Source organism: Pseudanabaena sp. CCNP1317 (assembly GCF_034931345.1).
GTDB lineage: Bacteria > Cyanobacteriota > Cyanobacteriia > Pseudanabaenales > Pseudanabaenaceae > Pseudanabaena > Pseudanabaena galeata.
On the sequence record NZ_JAYGIF010000008.1, the window covers coordinates 102,128 to 109,296 of the forward strand.

6 protein-coding genes and 1 pseudogene are annotated in these 7,169 nt (G+C 42.4%); 2 read left to right on the forward strand and 5 right to left on the reverse strand.

The window, feature by feature from the left end:
- The first annotated feature begins 47 nt into the window (after positions 1-47).
- Positions 48-1,673 (forward strand): protein kinase domain-containing protein, encoded by a 1,626-nt coding sequence (locus VB775_RS04995; RefSeq protein WP_281009197.1) that lies wholly within the window; start codon positions 48-50, stop codon positions 1,671-1,673.
- Positions 1,674-1,856: 183 nt separating this feature from the next.
- Here the strand turns inward: VB775_RS04995 and murQ are convergent, their stop codons facing one another.
- From murQ to VB775_RS05010, 3 genes are all read right to left on the reverse strand, one after another.
- Complete coding sequence (gene murQ, locus VB775_RS05000) at positions 1,857-2,780, reverse strand: N-acetylmuramic acid 6-phosphate etherase (RefSeq protein ID WP_281009198.1); 924 nt, start codon at positions 2,778-2,780, stop codon at positions 1,857-1,859.
- A complete protein-coding gene (locus VB775_RS05005; protein WP_281009199.1) occupies positions 2,777-2,962 on the reverse strand; it encodes a PCP reductase family protein in 186 nt (61 codons plus the stop codon). Before VB775_RS05005 ends, murQ begins: the two co-directional genes overlap by 4 nt.
- A gap of 154 nt (positions 2,963-3,116) precedes the next feature.
- Positions 3,117-4,772, reverse strand: coding sequence for a CHAT domain-containing protein (locus VB775_RS05010; RefSeq protein ID WP_281009200.1), 1,656 nt, complete (start codon positions 4,770-4,772; stop codon positions 3,117-3,119).
- A gap of 261 nt (positions 4,773-5,033) precedes the next feature.
- On the opposite strand from VB775_RS05010, the pseudogene VB775_RS26360 reads away from it, so the two are divergent.
- Positions 5,034-5,285, forward strand: a pseudogene (locus tag VB775_RS26360) (hypothetical protein); the annotation flags it as partial.
- Positions 5,286-5,604: 319 nt separating this feature from the next.
- Here VB775_RS26360 and VB775_RS05015 read toward each other — a convergent pair.
- The gene (locus tag VB775_RS05015) at positions 5,605-6,597 is read right to left on the reverse strand and encodes a Gfo/Idh/MocA family protein (RefSeq protein ID WP_281009201.1); all 993 of its coding nucleotides are present in this window, start codon (positions 6,595-6,597) and stop codon (positions 5,605-5,607) included.
- 106 nt (positions 6,598-6,703) lie between these two features.
- On the reverse strand, positions 6,704-6,991 hold the full coding sequence (locus tag VB775_RS05020; RefSeq protein WP_281009202.1) for a hypothetical protein: 288 nt from the start codon (positions 6,989-6,991) through the stop codon (positions 6,704-6,706).
- Positions 6,992-7,169 lie beyond the last annotated feature (178 nt).

Here is a 7,169-nt window from a genome sequence, read left to right on the forward strand (position 1 = left end):
CAAGCAAATTATTGGTGAAGCAAAGTTCTGTAACTTGGTAAGTAACTATGTTAGTAGGCAAAACATTAAAGAATCGGTATAAAATCCTCACAGTTTTAGGGAGTGGGGGATTTGGTGATACCTACTTAGCACAAGATATAGACTTACCAGGACACCCCACCTGTGTGGTTAAGCAACTCAAGCCTAAGGACACCAATCCCAATGTTTTGCCGATCGCCAAAGGTTTATTTGATCGGGAAGCGGAATATCTATATAAATTGGGAAATGCTCATCCCCAAATTCCGAATCTATTTGCTCATTTTGAAGAGAACAATGAGTTTTTTTTGGTGCAAGAATTTGTGGAAGGGCATAGCCTTGCCGAAGAAATTCCCATCGGTCAACGATTATCAGAGATTGCTACAACTACTCTATTACTGGAGATTTTAGAAGTTCTCGCCTTTGTTCATCAAAATAATATTATCCATCGTGATATCAAACTCACCAACATTATGCGCCGTCGGCAAGATGGCAAAATTGTTCTCATTGACTTTGGCGCAGTTAAAGACATCAGTGCATTAAAAACTGACTCCCAAGGTCATACCGATGTTACTGTTAGCATTGGCTCCCCTGGATATATGCCAAGCGAGCAAGCTAGGGGGAAACCTCGCCTCAGTAGTGATGTTTATGCTGTCGGTATGATTGGCATCCAAGCTCTTACGGGTATTGCACCTGATAGCTTGCAAGAAGACGCAAATACAGGCGAAATCCTGTGGCGCGATCGCGCAGATGTTAGTAATGCTTTTGCCGAAGTACTCCAAAAAATGGTGTTTTCCCATTTTAGTCAGCGCTATAAATCAGCGATCGATGCTTTACAGGCAATGCAATCTCTTTGTGCAACTAACATTAGTAATAGTAATAATATTGCTCCAACTGAAGCGATCGTCTATCCATTATTCAACACAGATTCATCGCCAACTATAGTTACCAATACAGGTAGAGAGACTGCGCCTGCATCTGCACCAACAACCCCACAGGCCCATATCCCAACAGCACCACAAAATCCTGCCACAACGCCCCATGTCACAGTCTCCGCTCCTAATCCAGTATTCTCGAAGTTTCAACCATTTCTATGGATTGTCTTGACTGGAGTAATATCAGTTTCAGCGGCGATCGCTACATCGATGCTGTTACCTAAATTAACTAATCAAACTGGTAATAATCCCCAACCCAACGCTACACAAACACCAATTAATTCTAGTATCCCCCCCAGTGTTTCTCCCGGCGTTTCTCCCAGTCCTGATGAAATACTAGAGTCAGAGATAGAAGAGAAAAACACCCCAGAGTCACCTTCTACAATCTCAACTACTAATACCGCTATGCCAAGTTTTGGGGCGATCGCTCGTTCCCCCTCAACCCAAGACAAAGGCTACTCTTGGAACTATACTTCTCAAATGGATGCTGAAGCAAGAGCTTTGAGCGAATGCGAAAGTAATTCTAGCTCAGGGGATTGCAAAATACTAGTCTGGGCGCGGAATGCCTGTATGTCTCTAGCCGAGGGTTCTAATGGAGCCGCAGGTTCAGGCTGGTCAACGGATATGATAGAAGCGGAAAATACGGCAAAACAAGTTTGTCAGCAATATCAAGGTATTAATTGTAAAATCACCCGCACAATTTGTCTGCCAGTCCGACAGTAAACTTACAGCGCTTTGCGCTGTAACGAGAGTTCGATATAGCCATTTGCGGCGTGCGAAGCACGACTCAAATGGCGAAAAAAAATGGTAAGAATCGCTAAGCGATTCTTACCATTTTTCGCTTTTGTCGAACTGACGTTGCTTTACTACATACTGCATTTTCGATGGTGCGGGGCGCAAATAGCCCTACATCATAGCCTTAACCAAATGACCTTGAGCATCTTGTAACAATTGCTCGGCAGTAGCCATATCTAAATTTTTCCAATGCATTAGTAAAGCTAATTTCACTCGCCTACCCGATCTCTCTAGCAATTGGGCGGCATCCTCTCGACTGCTCGATGTGAGATCGCGAATAATCCGAATGGCGCGATCTTCAAGCTTACTATTGGTGACAGACACATCGATCATCCGATTGCCATAAACTTTACCAAGCTGCACCATCACACCTGTCGAGATTGTATTTAGTACAAGTTTTGTAGCTGTCCCAGCCTTCAATCTAGTTGATCCTGTTAAAACTTCGGCTCCTACTAAAGGACGGATCTCGATATCGTATTGTCTAGGAAATTGGTCGGGTGGCACGCAGCAAAAAAAGATCGTTTTCGCTCCTCGATACTTGGCTTCCTTGAGCGCTCCATGAACATAGGGCGTGGTTCCACCTGCGGTAATTCCAAAGACAACATCAAGATCGCATATATTTCTTTCGGCGATCGCATCTGCACCGTCATCTTCGCGATCTTCGAGGGCTTCGGAACTACGTACCATGGCCTTCATCCCACCCGCCAAGATACCTTGAATCAATTCAGGATCACTACAAAAAGTGGGTGGACATTCGGCTGCATCTAGCACACCGAGCCGACCACTCGTACCAGCACCAACATAAAACAATCGACCACCATTAGAGATCGCCTCAGCAATCGTCGTAATCGCGGCGGCGATCGCTTCTTTTTCGATGCCAACCGCAACAACAGCTTTAGCATCTTCTTGGTTAAACAGTTCGACAATTTCTAAAGCACTGAGTCGATCCAAATTCTGGCTGTGGGGATTTGCTTGCTCGGTCAACAAATAACCGCGATCGCCATTACTTGCTGCAATATCTATGGGGTTATTCACTGTCCAAACTCAACTCTTGCTTTTTCGACAATTTCTGCGGTAATCGTATCACTACCTGCGGCTTGAGCGAGTTGTTCAATTCTCTGACGTGCCTGTGATCTTACGAAGTAGGGAATATTTTTGTACTTGACTTTTGCTTCGGCAGTCCAAGGTAAGCCCTCAAAATAATCAGGATTTTGCATGGTCTTGTTGATAATTAGCAATCGCTAGTATGCCATCACCTTAGTTTTCAGCAAAACTTGCTTCGTGTAGATTTACAATTATGCTTTAAAACCGAAAAGCTCATCCACAGCAATTGGCTTTAGCAAAAAAGACTTGCAAAGTCAGTCTCTTTTGCTAAAGCCAATTGCCAATCAAGGCAAATGAAGACCAATAGTAGGGATGTTTTAGATCAACGCCTCTGGTATCAACTTGGAATGGAATATTGGGAAATCCTTTGATACCAAGGATTTGGTTATTCTTAATCGTTACTTCGCCACGTAAGAATGCTAATTGAGCCTCTTGTAGGGCTATAGCTTTGCTGGGGGCTGTGGGCAATCCACGATAAAAACGAATCATTAGGGGAGCCGTACCTGCATCACTGACTGTCCAAAGCGAAGCTAAGACACTCTTCGCACCCGAATCTACTGCTAAACCTGCTAAGCCTAGATTTTGCCCCACTGCGGTTTCACAGGCACTAAGGGTCAATAAATCCGTCACTAGATTCATCTTCGAGATTTGATTCATTTGTAAGCGATCGCCCCAAAATTGAATAAAAGACTCCTCTTGAGATTGTTTAACAAATTTGGCATGGGTGGCAAGGTGGATAATTCCAAAATTTTGACTGCTAGTTTGTGATCGCAAATTGTCCTTAGTAAATGCGCTATTCATAAAGTTTTTGCCAACTAGCACCCGAGAAGAAATCGTCTCAACTTCTATTTTGGCAGCAGGTAAAGGCGACAATCCTTCGATGGATTCAGATAGCCCCATGGCTAAGATTTGTGGGGTTTGAGAGCGATCGGGACGGTTTGGTTCCGTTAACTGCCAAGATGGAATCGTTGTGACTGCATATTTCTCAATCAGATAACGCTTGCCATCATGGAAGGCGGCTGGCGGCACGACGCGCAAATTACCATTCATCACAAATACAAGGGTTTTGACTTGAGCTTTTTCTAGCTCAGATTCCATTGGGCGCACCACCCAGTCATAAAGTTGCTGTGATTGTGTTAAGAAATCTTCGGAACTGGTATCGCGCAAATTATTGCGAAAATCAATGATTACGCGATCAACTTCTTCGGTGGTAGTGTTATAGGCTACCTTCCGAAAAGGCTTACCGCTATTTTGATTGTTCTGAGAAATCGGTATTCCCATTTTCTCATCTAAGGACTTAGCACCAATCCGAGTACGTGAGAATATTCCCGCAGGTTTATTAGGAGTAGAAGGTGGTACGCCAATTAACTCTAAACCCCCCCTAGAAGTGGTGACATAAATTAGCGCTGTCGGGCTGCCTGTCAATTTAGAAATTCTCTCCACTTCTGATGCATAGCAGTCATTACTGTCGGTGTGAAGCGATCGCAGACGTTTGCGTAAATAAGCCTCTAGTTCGGCACTATATCCTTTTTCGAGGGCATTACAAGCTTCGGGCAATTGATTTTGAAAAGCATATTGCCTTGCTAAGAGAAAGTATAGTCGCCCGATTTGTCCGCGAATTTCGGCAATATCAGGAGATAGATCCACCTGTTGTTGATCGCTATTGCCAGAACGAGTTAAGGAATTAATTAGATTTAAGATTATAAAAGGATTGAGTCCGTTACTCGAAGGCGTTCGTGAGTCATTAGGATTACGACTGTCATTATCATTATTAAACTGACTATTATTAAACTGACTATTATTAAACTGACTATTATTAAACTGTGGTGTTAGATCTGAAGTCTGCGATCGCGCAGATTTGGGAGCATTCAACGATAGCATCGCAAATGTTAAGGAAAGAAACCATAACAGAAAATATCTCATATGAGTTTGCTCCTAAATTTCCTTGGGGTTCTCTGAAGTAATTTTAGTAACGTGGCGAAGCTACGTTAGGGATTTGCAAGAAAATATGATGCCAATCCAGATTTTCCATAATCAGTGGGGCGGCGGAGCCGCCCCACTGATTATGGTTTTATATTTTGTATCTTATTAAGTCGCAAGTCCCTTACTAAAATTACTTCTATACTAAGGGATAAGTCAGAAATTTATGGGAATGTTGCTATCTATCATTGACAGCAATCCGCAGAAAAAGCAGTTAAAGGCTTTCTGGTTTTACACAACCAAAATTTCCCTAAAACCCATAATATAACGTCAGTTCGACGAAAGCGAAAAATGGTAAGAATCGCTAAGCAATTCTTACCGTTTTTCGCCATTTGCGGCGTGCTTCGCACGCCGCAAATGGCTATATCGAACTCACGTTATTTTAACGTCAGTTCGATGAATTTTGATGGCTGTCGTCCTTGCCTAGTAAAGATTACAAGGAATCGTGTTGTATAAAAGTGTTCAAACCTGTTGAGAATGGAGTCAATAAATCACAGATTTGCAGTCTATTGACTTTATTTTCAATAATAATTTGGATTTGCTTGTATGCTTAGATCCCAAGACTATTGATTTATAAAGATTCTGAGGTCTAAAGTTCGTCGAACTCACGTTATTTTATTTGCTGCTGAACCAACCATCGGACAATGCAAACAGCGCTTTGCGTCTAAACCCAAACCAAGAAAATTCTTAAAAGTGTTGCAAAGCAACGCTTTTAAGAATTTTCTTGTGGCTCGTTTGATCGGTAATTGCTGGAAATTGTAAGCCTGAGTAGTTACTAGAGAATGACTATTTGATTGGTGGTAGCTGACTTTTCGGCAGCATTAGCAACCGCAAGGGAATGCAGAATACTCTCATGGTTAGTGTAGAGTGGCGTACCTGTAAACAGATGCGAGAGAACATTTTCGGTATCCTTCTTAAATAAACCTCGCGTTGTTCCTGCATCAAGTTCCATTTCTCCATCTGCTGTAATTAATTTCCCCTTGTCACCAGAAAAAATTAGCGCTCCTTGACTACCCTGCAACTCCATAACCCTTTCTGGTTGCCAAAAGTCTTCACCTTTACTATAGCTAACATCAGCCAAAACTCCATTCTCAAATTGAAGTTGGGCATTACAGACACAGGAAGTAAAATGATGTGGTAAATGATCACCCCTATAGCGCAACTGACAAGATACAGCCCTCACCTTCCCAAACAGAACTATTATTCGATTCAGTCGTGAAACTGCCGCAGTTAGGGGAAATCCAAATAAATCTGGTTTGTATGTCCATTTGTCTGGGACAGGACGCTGTGGACTTTTAGTGGAATATCGAGCATAAAAAGGCTTACCAACTTTAGCTAGATGCTCCATTACTAGTTGATGTACACCGCCCAATAGTTCAATATGTTCGACATGGAGCATTAAATTTTGCTGCTGGGCAAGTTTTACTAATTCCTCAGCTTCAGCCAGATTAAAAGAAAGAGGATATTCGACAATCACATGCTTGCCCGATCGCAGGGCTTGTCCCACTACAGCCCCATGATCGCGATTGACATTACAGATTACTACTAAGTCAATATCAGGACGCACAACTAGTTCTGACCAATATTGATGCACATTGGAAATCGCAAATTCTTGGGCGATCTCCTGTGTTTTTTCGGGATTACCTGCGATCGCCATCAGCGTAATGCGTGGATCTTGACTGAAGATTTCAGCGCGTAATTTGGCAACAAAGCCAGACCCAACAATACCAACTCGCAAAGGTTGATGAGAGATCGCGTAACTAGTCATGATTTGGAAGTTCTCTAATTATGTAAATACATAATAAAGGCGGCGCGATGCACCGCTTTTATTTTTTCACTTTATAAAAAAAGGCAGCGCATCGCGCCACCTTTTTTTATTTGAGGCGATGCAGTTTAGACGGTGGCAATAGTTTGCGCTCTGGGGCAACTTTTTGCCTTGGCGATCGCACATAAAAGATTTTGCGTCCTGTCGTCTCATTCACCCAACGGGCAAAGCGACTCCACACTTTTTCAGATAAGTATTTCTGAGCAACGATCGCTAAACCAATAACGACAGCGATCGGAAATACTGAATCAAAGGGATTTCCATCGCGGCTACCCACAAATAGCATCACAACTGCGGAAATCAGTGCAGAGATCAGTAAAAATTGAAATTTAGACATATATTTCCTGAATTATGCGTTTATTGGGGATTGGCTTTTAGCTTTTAGCTTTTAGCTTTTAGCTTTTAGCTTTTAGCTTTTAGCTTTTAGCTTTTAGCTTTTAGCTTTTAGCTTTTAGCTTTTAGCTTTTAGCTTTTAGCTTTTAGCTTTTAGCTTTTAGCTTTTAGCTTTTAGCTTT